The organism is Streptomyces sp. NPDC002896, assembly GCF_040295225.1.
GTDB lineage: Bacteria > Actinomycetota > Actinomycetes > Streptomycetales > Streptomycetaceae > Streptomyces.
In genome coordinates this window covers 314,337-336,720 of sequence record NZ_JBEOVA010000011.1, presented here as the reverse complement: position 1 = coordinate 336,720, position 22,384 = coordinate 314,337, and the positions used below count along the sequence as shown (strand labels likewise).

19 protein-coding genes and 1 pseudogene are annotated in these 22,384 nt (G+C 70.2%); 10 read left to right on the top strand and 10 right to left on the bottom strand.

Annotated features, from left to right (window positions below):
- The first annotated feature begins 77 nt into the window (after window positions 1–77).
- The gene (locus tag ABT009_RS23090; RefSeq protein WP_351297891.1) at window positions 78–974 is read left to right on the top strand and encodes an IclR family transcriptional regulator domain-containing protein; all 897 of its coding nucleotides are present in this window, start codon (window positions 78–80) and stop codon (window positions 972–974) included.
- On the opposite strand, the gene ABT009_RS23085 is transcribed toward ABT009_RS23090, so the two are convergent.
- The 3 genes from ABT009_RS23085 to ABT009_RS23075 are packed head-to-tail and all read right to left on the bottom strand — an operon-like array spanning window position 889 to window position 3,058.
- Complete coding sequence (locus ABT009_RS23085) at window positions 889–1,824, bottom strand: PDR/VanB family oxidoreductase (RefSeq protein WP_351297888.1); 936 nt, start codon at window positions 1,822–1,824, stop codon at window positions 889–891. The two genes, ABT009_RS23090 and ABT009_RS23085, sit on opposite strands and share 86 nt — an antisense overlap.
- Complete coding sequence (locus ABT009_RS23080) at window positions 1,821–1,991, bottom strand: hypothetical protein (RefSeq protein ID WP_351297885.1); 171 nt, start codon at window positions 1,989–1,991, stop codon at window positions 1,821–1,823. Before ABT009_RS23080 ends, ABT009_RS23085 begins: the two co-directional genes overlap by 4 nt.
- A complete protein-coding gene (locus tag ABT009_RS23075) occupies window positions 1,988–3,058 on the bottom strand; it encodes an aromatic ring-hydroxylating dioxygenase subunit alpha (protein WP_351297882.1) in 1,071 nt (356 codons plus the stop codon). The genes ABT009_RS23080 and ABT009_RS23075 overlap by 4 nt, the downstream gene beginning before the upstream one ends.
- 275 nt (window positions 3,059–3,333) lie before the next feature.
- Here ABT009_RS23075 and ABT009_RS23070 point away from each other — a divergent pair, with 275 nt between their 5' ends.
- Window positions 3,334–4,227 (top strand): LLM class F420-dependent oxidoreductase, encoded by an 894-nt coding sequence (locus tag ABT009_RS23070; RefSeq protein ID WP_351298051.1) that lies wholly within the window; start codon window positions 3,334–3,336, stop codon window positions 4,225–4,227.
- A 49-nt stretch (window positions 4,228–4,276) separates the two neighbouring features.
- Here the strand turns inward: ABT009_RS23070 and ABT009_RS23065 are convergent, their stop codons facing one another.
- Window positions 4,277–5,056 (bottom strand): IclR family transcriptional regulator, encoded by a 780-nt coding sequence (locus ABT009_RS23065; RefSeq protein ID WP_351297879.1) that lies wholly within the window; start codon window positions 5,054–5,056, stop codon window positions 4,277–4,279.
- Window positions 5,057–5,076: 20 nt separating this feature from the next.
- Complete coding sequence (locus ABT009_RS23060; protein WP_351297876.1) at window positions 5,077–5,502, bottom strand: MarR family winged helix-turn-helix transcriptional regulator; 426 nt, start codon at window positions 5,500–5,502, stop codon at window positions 5,077–5,079.
- Window positions 5,503–5,839: 337 nt separating this feature from the next.
- Here ABT009_RS23060 and ABT009_RS23055 point away from each other — a divergent pair, with 337 nt between their 5' ends.
- The 6 genes from ABT009_RS23055 (at window position 5,840) to ABT009_RS23030 (ending at window position 14,104) form a co-directional block, all read left to right on the top strand.
- Window positions 5,840–6,757, top strand: a complete 918-nt coding sequence (locus ABT009_RS23055; protein WP_351297873.1) for an SDR family NAD(P)-dependent oxidoreductase — start codon at window positions 5,840–5,842, stop codon at window positions 6,755–6,757.
- A gap of 106 nt (window positions 6,758–6,863) precedes the next feature.
- Window positions 6,864–7,793: an amidohydrolase family protein gene (locus ABT009_RS23050; RefSeq protein WP_351298049.1), complete on the top strand. Its 930-nt coding sequence runs from the start codon at window positions 6,864–6,866 to the stop codon at window positions 7,791–7,793.
- Between the two features lie 16 nt (window positions 7,794–7,809).
- Entirely contained in the window at window positions 7,810–9,378 is a 1,569-nt protein-coding gene (locus ABT009_RS23045; protein ID WP_351297870.1) for an acyl-CoA synthetase, read from the top strand.
- Window positions 9,375–9,830 carry a MaoC family dehydratase gene (locus ABT009_RS23040; RefSeq protein ID WP_351297867.1) on the top strand — a complete coding sequence of 152 codons (456 nt, stop codon included), beginning with the start codon at window positions 9,375–9,377 and terminating at the stop codon, window positions 9,828–9,830. The genes ABT009_RS23045 and ABT009_RS23040 overlap by 4 nt, the downstream gene beginning before the upstream one ends.
- A gap of 289 nt (window positions 9,831–10,119) precedes the next feature.
- Window positions 10,120–11,724 (top strand): purine-cytosine permease family protein, encoded by a 1,605-nt coding sequence (locus ABT009_RS23035; protein WP_351297864.1) that lies wholly within the window; start codon window positions 10,120–10,122, stop codon window positions 11,722–11,724.
- 322 nt (window positions 11,725–12,046) lie between these two features.
- Window positions 12,047–14,104 (top strand): phosphocholine-specific phospholipase C, encoded by a 2,058-nt coding sequence (locus tag ABT009_RS23030; protein ID WP_351297861.1) that lies wholly within the window; start codon window positions 12,047–12,049, stop codon window positions 14,102–14,104.
- Here the strand turns inward: ABT009_RS23030 and ABT009_RS23025 are convergent.
- The 3 genes and pseudogenes from ABT009_RS23025 to ABT009_RS23015 all read right to left on the bottom strand — a co-directional run bounded on the left by ABT009_RS23025 (window position 14,094) and on the right by ABT009_RS23015 (window position 15,133).
- On the bottom strand, window positions 14,094–14,627 hold the full coding sequence (locus ABT009_RS23025) for a zinc ribbon domain-containing protein (protein ID WP_351297858.1): 534 nt from the start codon (window positions 14,625–14,627) through the stop codon (window positions 14,094–14,096). The two genes, ABT009_RS23030 and ABT009_RS23025, sit on opposite strands and share 11 nt — an antisense overlap.
- A 29-nt stretch (window positions 14,628–14,656) precedes the next feature.
- Window positions 14,657–14,761, bottom strand: a pseudogene (locus ABT009_RS23020) (IS5/IS1182 family transposase); the annotation flags it as partial.
- Window positions 14,762–14,935: 174 nt separating this feature from the next.
- Window positions 14,936–15,133 carry a helix-turn-helix transcriptional regulator gene (locus ABT009_RS23015; protein WP_351297855.1) on the bottom strand — a complete coding sequence of 66 codons (198 nt, stop codon included), beginning with the start codon at window positions 15,131–15,133 and terminating at the stop codon, window positions 14,936–14,938.
- Window positions 15,134–15,218: 85 nt separating this feature from the next.
- Between ABT009_RS23015 and ABT009_RS23010 the strand changes: the two genes are divergently transcribed.
- Both ABT009_RS23010 and valS read left to right on the top strand, forming a co-directional pair.
- Window positions 15,219–17,228, top strand: coding sequence for a zinc ribbon domain-containing protein (locus tag ABT009_RS23010; protein ID WP_351297852.1), 2,010 nt, complete (start codon window positions 15,219–15,221; stop codon window positions 17,226–17,228).
- A 30-nt stretch (window positions 17,229–17,258) separates the two neighbouring features.
- Window positions 17,259–19,895, top strand: a complete 2,637-nt coding sequence (gene valS / locus ABT009_RS23005; protein ID WP_351297849.1) for a valine--tRNA ligase — start codon at window positions 17,259–17,261, stop codon at window positions 19,893–19,895.
- Between the two features lie 372 nt (window positions 19,896–20,267).
- Here the strand turns inward: valS and ABT009_RS23000 are convergent, their stop codons facing one another.
- Together ABT009_RS23000 and ABT009_RS22995 are read right to left on the bottom strand one after the other, a co-directional pair.
- The gene (locus ABT009_RS23000) at window positions 20,268–21,476 is read right to left on the bottom strand and encodes a DMT family transporter (protein ID WP_351297846.1); all 1,209 of its coding nucleotides are present in this window, start codon (window positions 21,474–21,476) and stop codon (window positions 20,268–20,270) included.
- The gene (locus ABT009_RS22995; RefSeq protein WP_351297843.1) at window positions 21,473–22,348 is read right to left on the bottom strand and encodes a phosphatase PAP2 family protein; all 876 of its coding nucleotides are present in this window, start codon (window positions 22,346–22,348) and stop codon (window positions 21,473–21,475) included. Before ABT009_RS22995 ends, ABT009_RS23000 begins: the two co-directional genes overlap by 4 nt.
- Window positions 22,349–22,384 lie beyond the last annotated feature (36 nt).

Genomic DNA, 22,384 nt, shown 5'->3' with positions numbered 1-22,384 from the left:
GTCACGTCCGTTGACACGCGCCGAGCGTGCTCCTAGCGTGCGCATTGCGCACGTTCGTCCGCTTCCGGGAGGCAAGCATGAGCGCCGGAGTACGGGAACCGCACTTCGTGCAGTCCTTCGAACGGGGACTGGCTGTCATCCGCGCCTTCGACGCAGCCCATCCCGAACTGACCCTCAGCGAAGTAGCACGCGCCTGCGGCCTCACGCGCGCGGCAGCGCGCCGCTTTCTGCTGACGCTCTCAGACCTGGGGTACGTACGCACCGACGGCCGGCTGTTCCGGCTCAGCCCTCGCGTGCTGGAGCTCGGCTACGCCTATCTCTCCAGCTTCTCGCTCCCGGACATCGCCGAACCGCATCTGGAGCAGCTCGTCGCGCAGGTGCGCGAGTCGTCCTCGCTGTGCGTGCTCGACGGCGACGACATCGTGTACGTCGCGCGGGTGCCCACCAGCCGCATCATGACCGCGACGATCACGGTCGGCACCCGTATTCCGGCCCATGTGACATCTGTGGGCCGGGTGATGCTCGCGTATCTGCCGGACGAGGAGAGCGACGCGCGCCTCGCCCGCGCGGAACTGCGCCCGCTGACCGCCCGCACCATCGTCTCCACCGACCTGCTGCGCGCCGAGCTACGGCGGGTACGCCGCAAGGGATACGCCATCGTCGACCAGGAGCTGGAGGAAGGCCTCCGCTCCGTGGCCGCCCCGGTGCGGGACCGGGACGGCGACGTCGTCGCGGCCGTCAACATCCCGGTCCACGCGAGCAGGAACTCGGTCGAGTCCGTACGCCGGGACCTGCTGCCCCACCTGCTCGCCACGGTCGCCCGTATCGAGGCCGACCTGCACGTGGTGGCGCCCTCGCTCCGGCAGGCCGAAGGCGCCGGAGAACGGTTCAGAGGTCGAGGACCAGACGCGGTCCCTGGCAGCGCGACACGCAGATCATCAGCGTCTCGCCCGCCTCGCGCTCCTCGTCCGTGAGCACCGAGTCCCGGTGGTCCGGTGTCCCCTCGAGGACATCGGTCTCGCACGTGCCGCAGGTGCCCTCCGCACAGGAGTAGAGCACCTCGACACCCGCCGACCGCACGGCGTCAAGCACCGAGACGCCCTCGGGCACGGTCACCGTCTTCCCCGAGCGGGACAGCTCTACCTCGAAGGAGGTGTCCGGGCCCGTCTCCTGCTCCTTCGGCTGGAACCGCTCGATGTGCAGCAGCCCGCCCGGGCACCGCTCCTCGACCGCGTCCAGCAGCGCCCCGGGACCGCAGCAGTAGACGAGGGTGCCCTCGGGAACGTCATCCAGGACGGTGGCGAGATCCAGCAGCCCCGCCTCGTCCTGCGGAGCGATCGTGACCCTGTCCCCGTACGCGCCCAACTCATCGGTGAAAGCCATGGAACCGCGCGTCCGGCCGCCGTACAGCAGCGTCCACTCAGCGCCCGCCGCCTCGGCCGCGGCCAGCATCGGCAGAATCGGGGTGATGCCGATGCCGCCCGCGATGAAGCGGTAGCGCGGGGCGGCTTCGAGTGCGAAGTGGTTGCGCGGGCCGCGCACGCGGGCCTTGTCGCCCTGCCCCAACTCACCGTGGACATACGCGGAACCACCGCGCCCGTCGGGTTCGCGCAGGACGGCGATCCGCCAGACGCTCCGGTCCGCCGGGTCCCCGCACAGCGAGTACTGCCGCTCCAGGCCGGGGCCGAGCAGTACGTCGATGTGCGCGCCCGGCTCCCACACCGGGAGCTGTTCGCCCAGCGGGTGGCGGAGGGTGAGGGCGAGCACGCCGTCGGCCGCGGACTCCCGGCGGTCGACGACGAGTTCGGCTTCGTAGGCGCTCATGAGCTGGTTCCTTGCGGCTCGTGTCCCTGGGGGTGGGCGAGCATCCACTCCCACATCTCGATCGGGTCCTGCGCGGTGTGCTCGCGGCCGCAGTGACAGGTGCCGTGCAGGACGTCCGTGCCCGGCAGCCAGTCGATGCGGTAGATCTCGCCGGTCGGTGAGGTCACTGGACCTTCTCCATCGGCTTCGCGCCCTCCTCGACCAGCCGGGCGAGGATGCGGCGGGCGGCGAGACCGCCGGTGTCGATGTTGATGCTGAGCTCCTGGTAGCCGGCGGGCTCGGCGTCCAGGGTCTTCTGCAGCAGGTTGAGCGCGTCCACGTCCTGCATGACGACCGTGTGGTTGTTGCCCCGCAGGAACTCGGTGACCTCGTCGTTGTCCGTCGCCCAGTCGCGCGAGACCATCCAGAAGTCGTACACCTTGCCGTCGGCGGACGGCGTGATGGCGTACGTGATCTCGGTGTGGAAGCCGTTCGGGTCGCTGCCGTCCGGCTCCGGCAGCACGCCGACCGGGGCGATACGGCTGTGCAGCAGATACAGGCACGGCGCGTGGTACTCGATGTCCTGCCAGCGGGTGATGCGGCCCTCGATGCCGGTGGAGCGGGCGTAGAACGGCGGGCACTCGGCGTCGTCCATGTGCCGGCTCACGCGCACGATGCCCGCGCCCTCGTCGACCTCGGTGGTGATCGGCGTCTCGGCGACCTCGGGGGTGCCGATGTAACCGCCGTGCAGATACGTCTCGTGGGAGAGGTCGAGGAGGTTGTCGACCAGCAGGCCGTAGTCGCAGTCGATGGGCTCCATGCCGCGGACGGTGACCCAGCCGGGGGAGTCGAGGTGCTTGGCCCGCGGGATGGCCTGAGGGTCGGCCAGCGCCGGGTCGCCGATCCACACCCAGATCAGCGCGTCCTGCTCGACCACCGGATACGAGGCGACGCGCGCCGTCCGCGGGATGCGCTTCTGGCCGGGCACGTACACACAGGTGCCCGTCGTGTCGTACGTGAAGCCGTGGTAGCCGCACACGATCCGGTCACCGTCGAGGCGGGTCGGGCTCTCCGACAGCGGGAAGCGGCGGTGCACGCACCGGTCGTGCAGGGCGACGGGCGTCCCGTCCTCCTCGGTGCGGTAGAAGACGAGGGGCTCGCCGAGGATCGTACGTCCGAGCAGTTCGCGTCCCACCTCGTGCGCGTAGGCGGCGACGTACCACTGGTTCCTGGCGAATGCGGTCATGGCTGTCATGGCATCCCGTCCCTGAGAAGCGGGGCGTCCTTGCCCCTTGGTGCCGTGGTGTGTGCCATCAGATTCGTGACGGGCGCCTGCGGCGGCAACAACGCTTCCGTCAGACGGAAGAGGAAGGGGGCAGGAAGGTAAGAGGAGCGCGAGGGGAATCGGGCGGAACGGCGGGACAGGTGTTCCGGCTGCCCAACGGGCTTGCGGTGAAGCGCACTCCAAGACCTACCGTCGTGGTTGTCCACGACGACGACGTGGACGGACGGCGCGGACGGGAGACCACGGTGCGACTAGGCGTACACATCACCAAGTTCGACCACCCCCGGGGGCCCGCCGCTCTCGGCCCCGAGCTGGCCGCGGCCGGCGCGGCCGCCGAGGCGGCGGGCGTGAGCTGGCTGTCGGTGATGGACCACTACTTCCAGATGGAGCACAACGGCGGCGCCGAGGCCGCCATGCTCGAGTGCTACACGACGCTGGGCCACCTGGCGGCCCACACGTCGACGGTGCGGCTCGGCGCGCTCGTCACCGGGACGACGTACCGCCACCCCGGCCTGCTGGCGAAGATCGCCACCACGCTCGACATCCTCTCCGGCGGCCGGGCGACCCTCGGCATCGGTGCCGCGTGGTACGAGCGCGAGCACCAGGGCCTGGGCGTGCCGTTCCCGCCGCTCGCCGAGCGCTTCGAGCGGCTCGAGGAGACCCTGCGCATCTGCCTGCAGATGTGGGACCAGGACGACAACGGCCCGTTCGAGGGGACGTACTATAAGCTCGCCGAGACCAGGTGCACGCCGCCGCCTGTGAGCGCTCCCCACCCCGAGATCATGATCGGCGGAGGGGGCGAGAAGAAGACGCTCCGGCTGGTCGCCCGGTACGCCGACGCCTGCAATCTCTTCGGCTCGTCCCACGCCGAGGTCGCGCACAAGCTCGACGTGCTGCGCGGGCACTGCGACGAGGCCGGGCGCGACTACTCCCGCATCCGCAAGACCATGGTCTACCTCGGGGACGCGTTCCGGGACGGTGACGGAGACGGCGACGTCGACGCGTTCGCCGAGGACATGGCCGGGTACGCCAAGCTCGGTATCGAGACGGTCATCGTGATGCCGCCGGTCGCCGAGCCGGCCGGCTGGATCGAGAGCTACTGCGCACCGGCGGCACGCCGCTTGGCCGAGCTCGGCTGACCACAGCGGTGCGGCAGGGTCCTGCGGCGTACGCCACGGGCGGCCGGCGCTATGTGCGGTCGCGTGGGGCGTGTGCCTCCGGGCGTTCCGGGTGCCAGCCCAGCGCCCGGGAGATGCCGCGTGCCGCCAGCCGCACGGACGGGATCAGCGCGGGGACCTGGGCGTCCCGCACGGGCACGACGACCGAGACGGCCGCGACGACCGTGCCGTCCGGGCCCCGCACGGGTGCGGCCACGGACACGGCGTCGTCGGTGACCTGACGGGTGCTCACGGCGCAGCCCGTGCGCCGGACCTCGGCCAGGATGCGGCGCAGCCGGGCCGGGTCGGTGATGGTGTGGGGGGTGAACGCGGCGAGCGGCTCGGCGCAGTACGCCGCCTGGAACTCCGGGTCGGTGTTGGCGAGCAGCGCCAGGCCGACGCCGGTGGCGTGCAGGGGCCAGCGGGCGCCCACCTTGATACGGACCCCGACCGCCGAACGGCCGGAGATCCATTCGATGTAGACGACGTCGGCGCCGTCGCGCACCGCCAACTGCACGTTCTCGTGGGTCGCTTCGTAGAGGTCCTCCAGGAAGGGCAGCGCCACCTGGCGCAGGGCCAGCCCGCGCGGTGCCAGCGCCGCGATCTCCCACAGCCGCAGCCCGACGTGGTAGAGGCCGGACGGATCGCGCTCCAGGGCGCCCCAGCCGGTGAGCGCGCCGACGAGCCGGTGCGCGGTGGTGAGCGTCAGCCCGGCGCGGCGGCTGATGTCCGTCAGGGACAGCGCCGGGTGGGCGTGGTCGAAGGCGCCGAGGACCGCAAGCAGCCGGTCGGGCGCGGAGCGCGGGCTCATCTGGGCGTTCGCTGCCGTGCTCAGGCGAGGCCCGGTTCCGCTATGCGTAGCAGGAGGGCGTGCAGGGTCTCCCGCTCGGCCGGGTCGAGGGGCTGGACGAGGTCGTTCGTGACGCGCAGGCCGGCCTCGTCGGTGTCGCGCAGGAACGCCCGGCCGTCGTCGGTGAGGACGACGATGCGGCTGCGGCGGTCGTCGGGGGAGGGGCGGCGCTCCACGAACCCGGCGCGTTCGAGGTCGTCGACGAGGCCGACGATCGCGCTCGGGTCGTAGCCGAGCCGGGCGCTGAGTTCCCGCTGGAGTGCACCGTCGGTGGTGGCCAGGAGGCGCAGCAGCGCGTAGTGGCGCAGGCGCAGGCCCGACTCCTGGAGGAAGCCGTTGAAGAGCTGCCCGGAGCGCAGGCCCAGCCGGTAGAGGAGATAGCCGGTGTCCGCGTGCAGACCGCGCATCCATGGCTCCTGGGCGTCTATGGGCCCCCTACCGCGGGCCGTGGTGGTGGATGCTTCCGCGGCCGGGGAGGAACGGGCAGCCCTGGTCGTGGCGGGCGAGGAGTTGGCGGCGAGGCGCTTCCCGGAGATGGCGGACTCCCTGGTCAAGGGCCCCGGGCGGGGCGGTGTGCGGTCGGTGCGGACCCAGCATCTCGCACATCCGCAACGGCAACAACTATTGACGTCGACAATTATTGTCCTTAGCTTCGATCTCGGCGACGGAGCTCCCCTCGTCCGCCGCCCCCTCTTTCCTCCGCGCAATCGATCACTCGCGCCCCTGATGAAGGGACTGACCTTCGTGTCCTCCATCGATCTCACCGGCAAAGTCGCCGTGGTCACCGGCAGCGGCCGCGGTCTCGGCCTCGCCTACGCACAAGCCCTCGCCGCCGCCGGCGCCTCCGTCGTCGTCAACGACGTCGACGAGGCCGTCGCCGAGAAGGCCGTCAAGTCCATCGAGGAGGCCGGCGGCCGGGCCGTGGCCGAGGCCGTCGCGGTGGGCACGACCGAGGCCGCCGACCGGCTGGTCGCCCGCGCCGTCGCCGAGTTCGGCCGGCTGGACATCCTGGTCACCAACGCCGGCGTGCTGCGCGACAAGGTGCTGTGGAAGATGACCGACGACGACTTCGACACGGTCGTCGGCGTCCATCTGAAGGGCACCTTCACCTGCGCCCGCGCCGCCGCCGTGCGCATGCGCGAGCAGGGCGAGGGCGGCAGACTGATCCTGGTCGGCTCGCCCGCCGGACAGCGCGGCAACTTCGGGCAGACCAACTACGCGGCCGCCAAGGCAGGGATCGCCGCCATGACCCGCACCTGGTCCATGGAGCTCGCCCGCGCCGGCATCACGGTCAACGCGATCGTCCCGGTGGCGGCCACCGCGATGACCGAGACCATCCCGGTCTTCGCCCCCTACGTCGAGGCCATGCGGAACGGCGAGGCGCTCCCGGACTTCCTGCGCAAGGGCGAGGGCTTCGGCACGGCCGAGGACTGCGCCGCCCTCATCCCGTTCCTCGCCTCGGCGGCCGCCGCGGACGTGACCGGCCAGTGCATCGGCATCGGCGGCGACAAGCTCGCCCTGTGGTCGCACCCGCAGGAGACCTCCGTCGCCTACGCCGACGGCGGCTGGAGCCCCGAGACGATCGCCGACGTCTGGCACACCTCGGTCGGCAGCGAGCCGCAGACCGTCGGCATCCCGGCGCCGAAGATCCCGGAGGCGTAAGGGACATGAGAGCCGCCACCGCCCACAACGCCAAGACCGCTCCGAACGCCAGGACCGCCGCACATCCTCACCGCCGCGAGGGACGCGCATGAGTGCCGTGACCGCCATGAACGTCGACGAGCTCGTCGCGATCGACGTCCACACCCACGCCGAGGTCTCCTCCAAGGGGAAGGCCTCGCTGGACGACGAGCTGCACGACGCCTCGAGCGCCTACTTCAAGGTCGAGGGAAAGCGGAAGCCGACCCTGGAGGAGACCGCCGCGTACTACCGCGAGCGAAAGATGGCCGCCGTCATCTTCACCGTCGACGCCGAGCACGCCACCGGCACCGAGCCGGTGCCCAACGAGGAGGTCGCGGAGGCCGCAGCCGCCAACCCGGACGTGCTGATCCCGTTCGCCTCCATCGACCCCTTCCGCGGCAAGGCCGGCGTCAAGCAGGCCCGCCGCCTCGTCGAGGAGTACGGGGTGAAGGGCTTCAAGTTCCACCCCAGCATCCAGGGCTTCTTCCCCAACGACCGGGAGATCGCCTACGCGCTGTACGAGGTCATCGAGGAGACCGGCACCATCGCGCTGTTCCACACCGGCCAGACCGGGATCGGCGCGGGCGTCCCGGGCGGCGGCGGTATTCGCCTGAAGTACTCCAACCCGCTGCACGTCGACGACGTCGCCGCCGACTTCCCCCATCTGAAGATCATCCTCGCTCATCCCTCCTTCCCCTGGCAGGACGAGGCCCTCGCCGTGGCCACGCACAAGCCGGGCGTCCACATCGATCTGTCCGGCTGGTCGCCGAAGTACTTCCCGCCGCAGCTCGTCCAGTACGCCAACTCCCTGCTGAAGGACAAGGTCCTCTTCGGCTCCGACTACCCCGTCCTCACCCCCGACCGCTGGCTCGCCGACTTCGACAAGCTGCCCATCAAGGACGAGGTACGACCGAAGATCCTCAAGGAGAACGCCGCACGGCTCCTCGGGCTCACCGCGACGGACACGCCCTCCGGCACGTCGGCACCATCAGGTACGTCACGTTCGACCGGCACGTGAAAGGGGGCACCACCCCATGCGCAACGAGGGAATCGGGTCGTGGCCCGGGCGCCGTGCCCGCAAGACCCCCCATCGCACCGCCCTGATCCACCAGCAGCAGACCTTCAGCTACGCCGAGTTGCACCAGCGCACCAACAGGCTCGCCCACGCCCTGCGCGCGGCCGGCATCCGGCGCGGCGACCGCGTCGCCTATCTCGGCCCCAACCACCCCTCCTTCCTGGAGACCCTCTTCGCCACCGGTCTCCTCGGCGCCGTCTTCGTCCCGCTCAACACCCGCCTCGCCGCACCCGAGATCGGCTACCAGCTGGCCGACTCGGGAGCGCGCACCCTCATCCACGACCCAAGTCTGTACGACCCCACTGACAACGGCGGCGGGGGCGGAGAGGACGGGGCGGGTCCGGCCGTCAAGCACCGCATCGAGATCGGCGACCCCTATGAGCAGGCGCTGGCCGCCGCTCCCGCCGACCCGATCGACGAGCCCGTCGCCCCCGACGACATCTGCATGATCATGTACACCTCGGGGACCACCGGCCGTGCCAAGGGCGCGATGCTCACCCACGGCAATCTCACCTGGAACGCGATCAACGTCCTCATCGACCAGGACCTGGCCGCAGACGAGGTCGCTCTCGTCTCCGCACCCCTCTTCCACACGGCCGGCCTGAACATGCTCACGCTGCCCGTGCTGCTCAAGGGCGGCACCTGCGTCCTGGTCGGCGCGTTCGACCCGGCGGGCACCCTCGATCTGATCGAACGGCACCGGATCACCTTCATGTTCGGGGTGCCCGCGATGTTCGACCAGATCGCCCGCCAGCCCCGCTGGGCCGACGCCGACCTGTCCTCCGTACGGCAGCTCACCTGCGGCGGCGCCCCCGTCCCCACCCCACTCATCGCGACCTACCAGAGCCGCGGCCTCAACTTCCAGCAGGGCTACGGCATGACGGAGGCCGCGCCCGGCACGCTCTTCCTCGCCGCCGAGCACGCGGTGAGCAAGGCGGGCTCGGCCGGCGTCCCGCACTTCTTCACCGACGTACGCGTGACCGGGCCCGATCTGAAGCCCGTCGCCGTCGGCGAACCCGGCGAGATCGTGGTGCGCGGACCCAACGTGATGCCCGGCTACTGGGGCCTTCCGGAAGAGACGGCGGCGGCCTTCATCGACGGCTGGTTCCGCAGCGGCGACATCGCACGGGTCGACGAGGACGGCTTCGTCACCATCGTCGACCGCCTCAAGGACATGATCATCTCCGGCGGCGAGAACGTTTACCCGGCCGAGGTCGAGGACGTGCTGCTCACCCATCCCGCCATCGTGGAGTGCGCGGTCATCGGCGTACCCGACGAGAAGTGGGGCGAGGTCCCCAGGGCCGTGGTCGTGGCCGACGAGGGCGCCCGGCTCGACCCCGACGAGGTGATCGCGTTCCTCGGCGGACGCCTCGCCAAATACAAGATCCCCAAGTCCGTCGTGGTGGCCGAGACCCTGCCGCGCACCGCCTCGGGGAAGCTCCTCAAAGCCCGCGTCCGCGCCCGTTTCGGGGCGGACCCGCAGTCCGGCACCCCGCAGTCCGGCACCACCGAAAGGAAATCTTCATGAGCATCACCGTCAGCGGCCTGGACGAACTGAAGAAGCTCGCGGGCGGCGAACTCGGCACCAGCGAGTGGATCACGGTCTCGCAGGAGCGCATCAACGGCTTCGCCGACGCCACCGGCGACCACCAGTGGATCCACACCGACCCCGAGCGTGCCAAGGAAGGTCCCTTCGGCGGCCCGATCGCCCATGGCTATCTGACGCTGTCGCTCTTCATCCCGCTCTTCACCGAGCTGCTCGAGGTCGAGGGCGTCACCACCAAGGTCAACTACGGACTGAACAAGGTCCGCTTCCCCTCGCCCGTGCCGGCCGGCTCGCGGATCCGCCTGGTCGCGCGGCTCGCCGAGGTCGACGAGATCGCGGGCGGGGTGCAGGTCACCGTCGACGGCACGATCGAGATCGAGGGCGGTACGAAGCCCGCATGCGTGCTGCAGAGCGTGTCGCGGTTCTACGCCTGAGCCCCACCACATGCAGTGAGCACCGCCCGACGCCCGTCCTGCCGGCCCACCGCCGGCGGGACGGGCGTTTCTGCTGCGTGCACTATGGATGAGTCGCATGGAGGAGCCGTATGGATGAAGTGTCCACTCCATGCCCCAGGCGATGGATGGAACGGCCACTGGTGACGGGTGCAGGTCAGCCGTAATCTGCCTCGCAATCTCCGTGCGCTCTGCACGGATGCGTGCCCTGGATCGCACCCCCGATTCGGCCGCCCCGATCCGCACCGCCAAGCCCTTCGCAGGAGTCCCGATGGCCGATCAGCCGCCCTCCGTGGCGACGTCACCGTCCCCCGTCGCGCCACCACCGTCCGCCGCCGCGGCACCGTCCGTCACCGAGGTCGAGACCCATGGCGTAGAGCGCATCCCCGACGCGGACCGCACCGCCTCACCCCTCGATCTCTTCCGCCTGGCGTTCGGCGGCGCCAACACCTTCGCCACCTGCGTCCTCGGCGCCTTCCCGGTCCTCTTCGGGCTTTCCTTCCAGCAGGGGCTCATGGCCGTCCTGCTCGGCGTCGCCATCGGGGCGCTGATCCTGTGCCCGATGGCGGTCTTCGGGCCGGTCAACGGCACCAACAACGCCGTCTCCTCCTCCGCGCACCTCGGCGTCCACGGCCGGGTCGTCGGCTCGTTTCTCTCCCTCCTCACCGCCGTCGCCTTCTTCTCCATCTCGGTGTGGAGCTCCGGTGACGCGCTGGTGGGCGGCGCTCACCGACTGTTCGGACTGGAGCGCTCGAACCTGTCGTACGCGGTCGCCTACGCGCTGTTCGCCGTGCTCGTCCTCGTGGTGTGCATCTACGGCTTCCGCTTCATGCTGCTGGTCAACAAGGTCGCCGTCCTCGCCGCGACCGTGCTGTTCCTGGTCGGCATCTTCGCCTTCGCCGGTGACTTCGACCCGTCGTACGCCGGTATCTACGGGGCGGGCGCCGATGCCGCGACGAAGGCGCTGTTCTGGCCGTCCTTCATCGGCGCCACGCTGATCGTGCTGTCCAACCCGGTCTCGTTCGGCGCGTTCCTTGGTGACTGGTCCCGGTACATCCCGGCCGCCACGCCGCGCCGCCGCGTCATGGGCGCCGCGTTCCTCTCCCAGATCGCTACGCTCCTGCCGTTCTGCTTCGGCCTCGCGACCGCGAGCATCATCGCCGCCAAGGCCCCCGACTACGTCGACCCGGCCGCACCCGACTTCGTCGGCGGCCTGCTCGCCATCTCGCCCGGCTGGTACTTCCTCCCCATCTGCCTGCTCGCCCTGATCGGCGGCATGTCCACGGGCACCACCGCGCTCTACGGCACCGGCCTCGACTTCTCCAGCGTCTTCACCCGGCTGTCCCGGGTGCAGGCGACGGTCCTGGTCGGCACCCTCGCCATCGCCTTCATCTTCGTCGGCCGCTTCGCGCTCGACGTCGTCCAGTCGATCTCGACCTTCGCCACGATGATCATCACCTGCACCACGCCGTGGATGGTCGTCATGATGCTCGGCTTCTTCGTGCGGCGCGGCTGGTACGACCCCGACGCGCTCCAGGTCTTCAACCGCCGTCAGCGCGGTGGCCGGTACTGGTTCGCCCACGGCTGGAACTGGCGCGGCATGACCGCGTGGTGGGTCGCCGCGCTGATCGGCATCCTCTTCACCAACATCCCCGGCCAGTTCGTCGGCCCGTTCGGCGACCTCGCGGGCGGTGTCGACATCAGCTTGCCGCTGGCGCTCGCCGTCGCGGCCGTGCTGTACCTCGGGCTCTTGTTCGCGTTCCCGGAGCCGCGCGGCGCGTACGGGCCCGAGGGTGCCCGACTCGTTCCTACCGTCGACACGCCGGTAGCGCCGATCACAGGCGCCGGGCCGGCGGCCGGCTCCCTCGCGAACTGAGGGCTCCGCCCCACACGGGCCCCGTTTGATCGCCCTCCGGGCTCGTCCTCAAGCGCCGGACGGGCTGAAATGCCAGGCGAGCCGGAATAGCCGGGGGCTGAAATACCGGGCGGGCTGAATGATTCAGCCCGCCCGGGCCTTTTTGCTGGAGCCGAAGGTCCGTGCGGCGGCGCCCGCCACCCAGTTCGCATCGCCGACCCCCGACCTTCACGCGCGCGCCACGAAAGCCTTCCGGGACGTTCGCCGGGCTTGGAAGACTCCTGTCACTTGCGTTGCATTCCACCCCCTGCGCTCGTCTTCCCGGACAAGAGGTCACCCAGCCATGCCTCAACTCGATCGGCGCCGCTTCATCCAACTGGCCGGCGGGACCGCGGCCTTCACCGCTCTCTCGAACAGCATCGCCAAGGCCGCGGAGATCCCGGCGCAGCGGCGCACCGGAACGATCGACGATGTCGAGCACATCGTCGTGCTGATGCAGGAAAACCGGTCCTTCGACCACTACTTCGGTGCCATGAGGGGTGTACGCGGCTTCGGTGACCCGCACCCGGTGACGCTGCCCAGCGGCAAGTCGGTGTGGCACCAGTCTGACGGCAAGAAGGACGTGCTGCCGTTCCGCCCGGACGTCGACGACGCCGGGATGGCCTTCATCGAGGACCTCAACCACGACTGGGCGGGCGGCCACAAGGCCTGGAACGACGGCAAGTACGACCAGTGGGTCCCCGCGAAGACGGCCACCACGATGGCGCACCTGACCCGCAAGGACATCCCGTTCCACTACGCGCTCGCCGACACCTTCACGGTCTGCGACGCCTACCACTGCTCGTTCATCGGCAACACCGACCCGAACCGCTACTACATGTGGACGGGTTACACCGGCAACGACGGCGTCGGCGGCGGCCCCGTCCTCGCCAACGACGAGCTCGGCTACGGCTGGACCACGTACCCCGAGCGGCTGGAGAAGGCCGGGATCTCCTGGAAGATCTACCAGGACGTCGGCGACGGCCTGGACGCCGCCGGCTCCTGGGGCTGGATCCCGGACGCCTACCGGGGCAACTACGGCGACAACTCGCTGCTGTACTTCAACAACTACCGCAACGCCGCCCCCGGCGACCCGCTCTACGAAAAGGCCCGCACCGGCACCGACGCGCGCAAGGGCGAGGGCTTCTTCGACCAGCTCAGGGCCGACGTCAAGGCGGGCAAGCTGCCCCAGATCTCCTGGATCGCCGCCCCGGAAGCGTTCTCAGAGCACCCCAACTGGCCCGCCAACTACGGCGCCTGGTACATCGCCCAGGTCCTGGAAGCGCTCACATCCAACCCCGAGGTGTGGAGCAAGACCGCCCTCTTCATCACCTACGACGAGAACGACGGGTTCTTCGACCACCTCGTACCGCCCTGCCCGCCGCCGTCGGACGACCAGGGCAAGTCCACCGTGGACGTCAGCCTCGAGCTCTACAAGGGGGGCAACGGCTACGTGGCCGGCCCCTACGGCCTCGGCCAGCGCGTCCCGATGCTCGTCGTCTCCCCCTGGAGCAAGGGCGGCTACGTCTGCTCGGAGACCCTCGACCACACCTCGATCATCCGCTTCATGGAGCGCCGCTTCGGCGTGCACGAGCCCAACATCTCGCCCTGGCGGCGGACCGTCTGCGGCGACCTCACCTCGGCCTTCGACTTCGACCGGAAGGACACCCGGACCGTCTCGCTCCCGGACACCGACGGCTACCAGCCACAGGACCGCGACCGGCACCCCGACTACGTACCGCAGCCGCCCGCGAACCCCGTACTGCCCAGGCAGGAGCGAGGCCTGCGTCCCGCCCGTCCGCTGCGTTACGCGCCGTTCGCCGACGGCAAGGCGGCCGCGTCCAAGGGCACGTTCACGCTCACCTTCAGCGGCGGACGCCGCGCCGGTGCCGCCTTCCACGTCACGTCCGGTACCGGCCCGTACGGCCCGTGGATGTACACGACCGAGGCGGGCAAGACCGTCACGGACACCTGGGACACCGCCTCCTCGAAGGGCGCCTACGACCTGTCCGTGTTCGGCCCGAACGGCTTCCTGCGCACCTTCAAGGGCTCCGTGAAGACGACGGGACCCGAGGTGACGGCGCGCCACGACGCCGCAACCGGCAACGTGAAGCTCGCCTTCGAGAACGCGGGCACCACTGCCGTCACCCTGACCCTCACCAACGCGTACGGCGGTCGTCCGGAGGCCTTCAAGGTGCCGGCCGGTGCCCACGTGACGCACACGGTTGATCTGCGGGGCAGCCGGCGCTGGTACGACCTGACTGTCCGGTCCGACGCGGACGACGCCTTCGTGCGCCGCTTCGCCGGTCACGTCGAGACGGGCGAGCCGGGCGTGAGCGACCCGGCGATCATCACGGAATAGCCGTTGCTCGGATCTCAACAATCCGGACGTTTCTGCCCGGATGGTCCGTCACGGTGTCACCAGAGCGCGAGTTGCGCTTCGGTGTCCTGAGTACGGTCTCTCGTTTCCTTCCCGCGGGAGGCGGGGATTGCGCCACCTGCCGCCCCGGCCCGGCCTTGCGGTTGGGTCGGGTGGTGCGGGTCTTGTGGTCGGCTCCACGAGGCTTCGACACCGAGGTGGTGTCCAGGTCTCCGGCCACTCCGGTACCGGTGGTGCTGGCCGCTCCGAGGGCGGCGAGGTTGTGTGCTGCGTTTGCGTCCCGGTCCATCACGAGTGGGCAGGCCTCGCACTCGAAGACTCGGACGTACAGCGGTAGGTTGGCTTTCACCGCGCCGCAGTTCGAGCAGGTCTTGAGGGAGTGATACCAGCGGTTGGCCACGATGGTGCGGGTGGCGTTGCGCTCGCCCTTGTAAGTGAGCTGGCGGCGGATCTCCCCGAACCCGGCATCAGCGATCTTCCGCGCGAGGCGTCGGTTCTTTAGCATCCCGGCGACGTTGAGACGGTGGCGACGCCGACCGCAAACAGGTCGGCAAGCTGCCGGTGGGTCAGGTTCGTGCGCCACGCGATGGCGGCCAACTGGACGCGGTTGTCCAGCAGGAGCACCCACGGACGCCCACGCCCTGGCTCCGGAAGGAGGGCGGCGACGCGGGCGACCAGTACGAGGAACGCCTTGATGGGAGTCCGGTCCAGCGCAGCAGGGAACGGGGCCGCAGGCTGGCGACGTTGATCTTCGACACGAACGGACAGAGCAACGTATTAGGTCAATTACTTCCCGAATCCGGGACAGATGGCTTACTGCTTCCCCGGCTTGGGGTGGGCATCCCTCCAAGCATCCAGCCGGTCAACCGGCCACAGCGGGGTGCGCCCGACATAGATGGGGGCCGGGAAGTCGGCGCGGTTGCTGTTGAGGTTGTAGACGTGCTGGACCGTGACCTTGAGTCGTTCCGCTGCCTGTCGGGCGTCTGCATATCCGGGAATCATGGCTGCCATAAACGCCATTCTACCTCGATCGTCATAGCTGAACTCAGCCTGTATCATGTCGTAAGTCAACTAATTTTGAAGGGAGGTGACGGTCATGCAGCGCGCCGAATCGCAAAGGAAGTTCCGGGGGAAGAACAAGGCCCCGAAGTGGACCAAGCCCGACGACGGGATCGTGTCCGTGATGGTGCTGCCGCTGGCCGTCACCGACCCCGCTGACCTTGACCGGCTGGAGAAGCTGTTCGGCTCCATGTGGTCGATCAAGCGGGCCGTCCAGCGTGACGCCCGCGCCAAGGTCGATGCGTACTGGGCCGCGAAGCACGAGCGCGACGAGCAGGGCGCGAAGGCCGTACGACAGCGCCTCGGACTATCCCGTGAGGATCTGGAACGCTGCGCCTACGCGCACTTGGAGAACTCTGGCCACCTTAAGCACCACGCCTCAAAGGCGCTGGCCATGCACATGGCCGATGCGGTGTGGAACGGCGTGCAGCGGCACCTGTTCCCCGACACCACGGGCAAGCGCTTCGGCCGCCCGAAGGTGGGCCGCTGGCACGACTTCACCCGCATCCCCGGCCGCGCCCGCTCCCACACCACCGAACGCAAGTGGGAAACCTTCCGCCTCGTCGGCACCCTCCACGGCCACGCCATGGCCTACACCGACGGCGGCCAACACACCCTGACGCAGCCGCGCCGGATGCCGGTCCCGACCGCGCCAGCCGGCACCGTGCCCACCGGCAAGACCACCGCGTCGGGGAAGCCCGGCATGCGCAAGGCCACGTGGTGGGACCACGCCGGCTCTCTCGCCGTAGTGTTCGCCGGAGGCCCGGACAGCAACCGGGGTGACCTCGTTCTGCCCGTTCGAGTCCCCCAGGGGCCGGGTCAGTGGGCGCGGGTGGAACACTTCCTCGCCAACCCCGGACGCTGGCACAAGGTGGACCTGGTACGCCGCCGCAAGGCGTCCGCGCCGGGCGGCTGGGTGTACGAGGCGCACCTGATGATCCTTGGACCCGGATATGCCTCCCCGGCCGTACGGGAGATGCGGGAGCAGGCTGCCCAGCTCGATCGGGTCGGAGGAGTGGACGGCAACGTCTCCAACCTCTCCGTCGCCTCCCTCCCCGCATCCCTGGACCCCACCGACGGCGCACCGGCCTCCATGGAGATCACGCTCACCGATGAGGAAAAGGCGCGGCTGGAGCGGGAGGCGAAGAGACGGCGGGGTCGTGCGCGTGCGCTGGAGCGTTCCCGCCGGTCCACGAACGCCCCGCAGTACGGGCTTTCCGAGCGGCAGGCCAAGCGCGCCCAACGTCGTGCCGACGCGGGCCTGACACCCAAGGCGGTCACGGTGCCGGGTGGTGCCCGTGCCGCACGATCGGACGGGATGCCGAAGCAGGCGTTCCGCCGTGACCGGCTGTCGGTCAACTACCGGGAGTTGCGCGCCCGTCAGGCCGAGACCGCCGCCAGCGCCGCCGAGAACCGGCGCCGCCGCGCCCGTACCGTGGCCCGGCAGATCATCGCCGCCCATGGCCCCGTGCTGGTCGTGGAGGACTGCGACATCCGCACCTGGTATCGGCTGTGGGGCAAGCGCCTCTCTCAGACCACACCCGGCATGCTCATCGCCGCACTCGACCGGGAATGCCGGGCGGCGGGCGGCCGTCTGGTTCGGGCTTCCACGTGGTCAACGGCCCTGTCGCAGCACTGCCTGTGCGGGGAACGCGTCACCAAGTCGCTGCGGGACCGTGAACACAAGTGCATCGCCTGTGGCCTCGTCGGCAAGCGTGACCTCGTGTCCGCCGCACTGGCCGCCTTTGTCCACTTCCGTGACGTGGACGACCCCAAGACCGCGTACCTGGACACCATCGCGTCCCAGCACGCACAGATCGCTTTCGGAGAAGGGCTGGAAGAAGCCCTGCGTGAGTCAACCACACCGTGCCAGAACACCCCTCGGGGTGCTGGTCGCGTGGCAGTCCCGCGACAGCGCGGGACCTCTGCTCACCGAACCGCCGAACGGCGGGACCAAGCAACCCCAGATGAGACACGCCCCGTGCGTGACCACGCTGGAGCGCCCGGCCCCCGCCACGGCTGCAACCCGCAGCTCACCCTTTGGTGAATTGCGGATCAAGTCTTAGCATGTCGGGGCATGACCTTCACCCATCGCCGTACAGGCGCCCCCAACAAGCCCGTCCTCGACGGGCTCGAAGAGAAATGGTCCGGGCGATGGGACGAGCTGGGTGTATTCGTATTCGACCGCTCCAAGACCCGTGACGAGGTCTTCTCCATCGACACCCCGCCGCTCACCGCGAGCGGTTCGCTGCACATCGGGCATGTCTTCTCCTACACGCACACCGACACGGTCGCCCGCTTCCAGCGCATGCGTGGCAAGGAAGTCTTCTATCCGATGGGCTGGGACGACAACGGCCTGCCCAGCGAGCGACGCGTCCAGAATTACTACGGCGTCCGCTGCGACCCGTCGCTGCCGTACGACGCGGACTTCACGCCACCCGAGAAGCCCGGAAAGCAGCAGATCCCCGTCTCGCGCCGCAACTTCGTCGAGCTGTGCGACCGGCTCACCGCCGAGGACGAGAAAGCGTACGAGCAGGCATGGCGGAGGCTCGGGCTGTCGGTCGACTGGTCGCGGCCGTACCGGACGATCGACGCCGAGGCGCGCGCCACATCTCAGCTCGCCTTCCTGCGGAACCTCGAGCGGGGCGAGGCGTATCTCGCCGAGGCGCCCACACTGTGGGACGTCACGTTCCGTACGGCGGTCGCCCAGGCCGAACTCGAGGACCGGGAGCGGCCGGCCGCGTACCACAGGCTGGCCTTTCACGGCGCTGACGGCGAGCGGATCATGATCGAGACGACGCGGCCTGAGCTGCTGCCCGCGTGCGTCGCGCTGGTCGCCCATCCCGACGACGAGCGGTACAAGGGCCTGTTCGGCACGACGGTCCGTACGCCACTCTTCGGTGTCGAGGTGCCGGTCCACGCGCACCGTCTGGCGATGCCGGACAAGGGATCCGGTATCGCGATGGTCTGCACGTTCGGCGACACGACCGATGTCACGTGGTGGCGTGAACTGCGGCTCGCGACGCGGCCGGTGATCGGCTGGGACGGCCGGTTCGTCGCCGAGCCGCCCGCCGGGGTCGAATCGCCGGGGGCGCGCGAGGCGTATGCGCAACTGGCAGGGGCCACCGCGCACACCGCACGCGAGCGCATCGTCGCCCTGCTGCGGGACAGTGGGGAGATGGAGGGCGAACCGCGGCCGGTCACCCACGCGGTCAAGTTCTTCGAGAAGGGCGACAAACCGCTCGAGATCGTCACCACCCGCCAGTGGTACCTGCGCAACGGCGGACGCGACGACGACTTGCGCGATCAACTGCTCCGACGCGGCAAGGAGCTGGAGTGGCACCCGCCGCACATGCGTACCCGCTACGAGAACTGGGTCAGCGGGCTCAACGGCGACTGGCTGATCAGCCGGCAGCGGTTCTTCGGGGTGCCGATTCCCGTCTGGTACCCGCTCGACGCGGACGGACAGCCGGATCACGACCGGCCGATCGCCCCGGACGCGGTGGCGCTCCCGGTCGACCCGAGTGCCGAGGCCCCCGCGGGATACCGCGAGGAACAGCGCGGTGAACCGGGCGGGTTCATCGGCGACCCGGACGTCATGGACACCTGGGCGACGTCCTCGCTGACCCCTCAGATCGCCGGGCGGTGGATGGCCGACCCGGATCTGTTCGGCCGGGTCTTCCCGATGGACGTCCGGCCGCAGGCCCACGAGATCATCCGGACCTGGCTGTTCTCCACGGTGGTGCGCGCCCACACCGAACACGGCACGCTGCCATGGCGGCACGCCACGATCTCGGGCTGGATCCTGGACCCCGACCGCAAGAAGATGTCGAAGTCCAAGGGCAATGTGGTCACTCCGGCCGATCTGCTGGCGCAGTACGGCTCCGACGCGGTCCGTTACTGGGCCGCGAGCGCTCGGCCCGGCACGGACACCGCCTTCGACATCGGCCAGATGAAGATCGGCCGGCGGCTCGCGATGAAGATCCTCAACGTGGGCAAGTTCGTGCTCGGCTTCGGGGACGCCGAGCCGGAACGGGAACCGGGTGCGGATCCGGATGCCGGACCGGAATCGGATGCTGGACCGGAGCCGGATGACGGCGGCCACTCCGCCGGCGCCGCGGTCACCAAGCCGCTCGACCGCGCGATGCTCGCGGGCCTCGCCGGAGCAGTCGCGGAAGCCACCGCGGCCTTCGAGGAGTTCGACTACGCGCGCGCCCTGGAGCGCACGGAGCAGTACTTCTGGCGATTCTGCGACGACTACGTCGAGCTCGTCAAGGCCCGTGCGTACGGTGACGAGGGTGCCGCCGCCGGTACGGAGTCGGCCCGCGCAGCGCTGCGGACGGCACTGGACACGTTTCTGCGCCTGTTCGCTCCCGTCCTCCCCTTCGTGACGGAGGAGGTCTGGTCGTGGTGGGCCGAGGGATCCGTGCACCGTGCCGCCTGGCCCGACGCGGACCGGCTGCGCGGACTCGCCGACGGCGTGGACGAGTCGCTGCTCGACACGGCCTCGGACGTCATCGCCTCGATCCGCAAGGCCAAGTCGGAGGCGCAGGTGTCGATGCGTACGGAGGTCACCAAGGCGGTGGTGACGGCGTCCCGTTCTGACCTCGACCGCTTCGCGCGCGTCGCCCGGGACGTGCGGGCGGCCGGGCGCATCGGGGCCGTGGAACTGTGGGAGGAGAACGGGCCGCTTGCGGTCCGGGTGATCCTGTAGCTCAGGATGCCGATGCCCAGGCCAGCGGACGCGGGGCCCGTGCGATGGGCCCCGTGCGGGCCGTCTTCGGTGCAGCGGCCGGTCGCCGAGCGGCAGGTCCGCCGCCCGGTTCGGCAGCGGCCCCGCGTGAATCGGCCACCCCGTCCGACCGGCACTGTGCGGTACGGCGCGGGAGTCCCACGGGACGACGCGGTCCCGTGGGACACGTGGGTCGGGTCCAGAGTGTGGTCCTCGTCGGAGGCGGGGTCCACGCCGACGGAGATCCTCTCGGTCCCGGCAGGGTCTCCGTCCATGACGTAGCTCTTGACCGACTCGTGGTCCTTGTCCGAGGGGGCATCCCTGTTCGGGGCGTAGGCCCCGGCTGAGGCGCGGTCACCGGCCGAGGCGAAGTCCTTGTCCGTCGCGTGGTCCCCGGCGGGGACGTGGTTCCTGTCCTTCGCGTGGTCCCCGGCGGAGGCGAAGCCTCTGTCTGACGCGTAGTCCGCGGCGGGGACGTGGTCCCTGTCCGTCGTGTGGTCCCCGGCCAGGGCGGCGTGCCCGGCCAGAGTCCCCGTCCAGGGCGTAGCCCCCAGCCGAGCTGTGGTCCCCGGCCAGGGCACGGTCGCCCGCCGACGCGTAGTCCCCGGCCGGCGCGTAGCCCTCGTCCAAGCCGTAGCCCCCGACCGCACCCGCGGCCGCGTCAGCGTGGCCGCCTGGCGTCTGCGCGATCACCGGCACCGGTGAGCCGACCGGTGCCGCTGAGCCCACCGGCTCGCCCGCCACGGCATGCTGCGCAAGTACCACCACGCCCCAGCCGGCCGTCGCCGCCCCCGCAAGGGCGAGGAGCAGGCCGGAGAGGCCGCCCTGGAAGCGCTCTCCGAGCAGGGTGAGGCCGATGACGGCGGCGGCGATCGGGTTGGCCAGGGTGACGACGGCGAGGGGAGCGCCGAGGCCGCCCCGGTAGGCGGTCTGGGCGAGCAGCAGTCCGCCCACCGCGAAGGCCGCGACCAGCAGCGCCACCACGATCACCTGCGCGTCGAGCAGGGGACCCGAGTGGTCCGTGACCGCCACGGTCACGGTCTGCGTGAGGGCTGACGCGACGCCCGACGCGACGCCGGACGCGGACGCGTGCCGCAGCCCGGGACGGGTGCCGGGCCGCGACAGCACAGCGATCAGCAGCATCGTCGCGGCCGCGACGCCCACCGCCTCGCCCGACGAGAGGGTGTCGTCGGGGGCCGGCCCCGACGTGGTGAGCAGCAGGGCGCCCAGGCCGAGCAGGGTGAGCCCCGTGCCGCGCCACTCGACACGGGTGACGCGCCGCCCGGCGAGCCGCGCGCCCAGCGGCACGGCAGCGACCAATGTGAGCGCTCCCAGCGGCTGCACGAGCGTCAGCGGGCCGTACTTCAGGGCCACCACGTGCAGCAGAGCCGCGGCGGCGTTCAGCGCCACCGACCACCACCACGCCCCGCTGCCCAGCAGCCGCAGCAAGCCGGCGTCCGATTCCCGGGTCCGTGCGGCAAGTCGTTCCTGCGCCACAGCGGCGACGGCGTACGCGACCGCGGAGAGCAGCGACAGCACCAGGGCGACGAGTGTTGCGCTCATCGGCCGGCCCTCGCCCGGGCCACGGAGCCGGCGCCGGCCGGGGCGGCCCCGCCGTGCGCCACCACCAGCGAGCGGCGTGGCCTGAGCAGGTCTCCCGCATGAGGCATGCGCACGACTGCCAGAGCCACGCCCAGCAGAACCGTGGCCGCGATCGCGTCGAGCCAGTAGTGGTTGGCCGTCCCGACCACCACGAGCAGGGTGAGCAGCGGATGGAGCAGCCACAGCCACCGCCATCGTGACCGGGTCGCGGCGATGAGGCCGACGGCGATCATCAGGGCCCAGCCGACGTGCAGGGACGGCATCGCGGCGAACTGGTTCGCCATGGTGTCGGTCCCCGGCGTCGCGCTGTAGACAGACGGTCCGTACACCTGCGCGGTGTCCACGAGATGCGCGGTGTCGAGCATGCGCGGCGGGGCGAGCGGAAACGTCAGGTGCAGGACGAGTGCGGCCGCCGTGACCGTGGCCAGTACGCGGCGGCTCCACACGTAGTGCCGCGGCCGCCTCGCATACAGCCAGGCCAGGAAGAGCGCGGTCGCCGGGAAGTGCACGCTGGCGTAGTAGGTGTTGGCGAGGTGCACGAGCGCCTCGCTGTTCAGCAGGGGCTGCTGCACGGCGCCCTCGCCCGGAAGATGCAGGGCCCGCTCGAGGCTCCATATTCGATGGGCGTTGTCGAAGGCCTCGTCGGTGTGGCCGCTCGCCAGCTGCCTGCCGAACTTGTAGACGAGGAAGAGACCGGCGACCAGTAGCAGTTCACGGACCAGCGGGGGCCGGCCCGCACTCGACTGCGGCCTTCGGTCGGGCCGGCCCGGGCTCGGGTGCGGCTTTGGTTCGGGCTCCGGTTCTGCTTCCGCAGGCTCGGTCTGGGATGGCATGCCGGCCCCTTTACTGGCGACTTTTCCCTTTGCTAC